The sequence below is a fragment of the Massilia mucilaginosa genome (assembly GCF_011682145.1).
Classification (GTDB): domain Bacteria; phylum Pseudomonadota; class Gammaproteobacteria; order Burkholderiales; family Burkholderiaceae_D; genus Telluria_A; species Telluria_A mucilaginosa.
Window position 1 is genome coordinate 1 of the sequence record NZ_WHJH01000166.1, and the last position, 930, is coordinate 930.

Genomic DNA, 930 nt, shown 5'->3' on the forward strand with positions numbered 1-930 from the left:
CCAGGGTCAGCGACAAGATCGTGTGCAGGGCCTATATCACAGACGGCTCGGCGAACGTGTTCATTGGCGGTGCCGCTGTCCAGACCAATTCGTTCATGCCGGAGGGCATTTTCGAAGAAGTGGTCGAACTGGTCGAGAATGGGGCGACGCTTGTTCTGGGCGCGGGCGAAATTGTCGTTGGAGGTTTTTACAATTCTGTGGTGAGGATTGGTGCGGGCCTCGCCTCAATCCCCTACATGCTTGACTCCGTGGACGCGGCAGTCGGCGTGCAAAAAGAAATTGCTGAAGGGTTGAACTATAATTTCAGAAGCGACGGCGCAAAGCAAATCGGCGAGGCGCTCAAGCCGGTCGGTGCTTACGTGCAAGAAAAGATCACGGTGGCGAAGGATTTTTCGGAAGAGCACATCGGGCTTGGGGCAACGGCAGTTGTTTTTGGGAGTGCCGAGGCAGTGGTGGAAATCGCCGGCGTTGTGAGTGGCGGGAAGGTAGTCAAGTCGTTCATTGATTTTCCACTTCCTGGGGCAAATAGCTCAACGGCGGCTGTGGCAAATGGAAACATCTCTCCCCAAAACCCGCTCAATGCAGATAGCATCTCGAGAAATCCTAATAGAAACTTAGTGAAACAGGTAGGGCCGACCTGTGGTCACAATTCGTGCGGGATGGTCTTGAACACATTGGGGAAGAGCGTCGACATAGGTGATTTGATCAAGAAGATTCCTCCTGGGAAGGATGGTATCTATTCCAGAGACGTTGCAACGCTCCTTAAATCTGAAGGAATCGATGCCGTAGCGCTAGGTAGGCGTAACGTAAGCGCTCCATAAACCCCAGACTTGCTGGCTAATCCGAATTTCCGCATTCTTGCTACTTCGATTTGATACCGGAGCAAGCATGGAAAACACGACCGTTTTTTGGGAGAAGCACGTTGCCGCG

At 52.8% G+C, this 930-nt stretch carries 1 protein-coding gene; it reads left to right on the forward strand.

The genetic code is table 11. The features are described 5' to 3' along the window. On the forward strand, positions 1-821 hold an 821-nt coding region (locus F2P45_RS34295; protein WP_223164916.1), incomplete at its 5' end, for a cysteine peptidase family C39 domain-containing protein. Between the last annotated feature and the right edge of the window lie 109 nt (positions 822-930).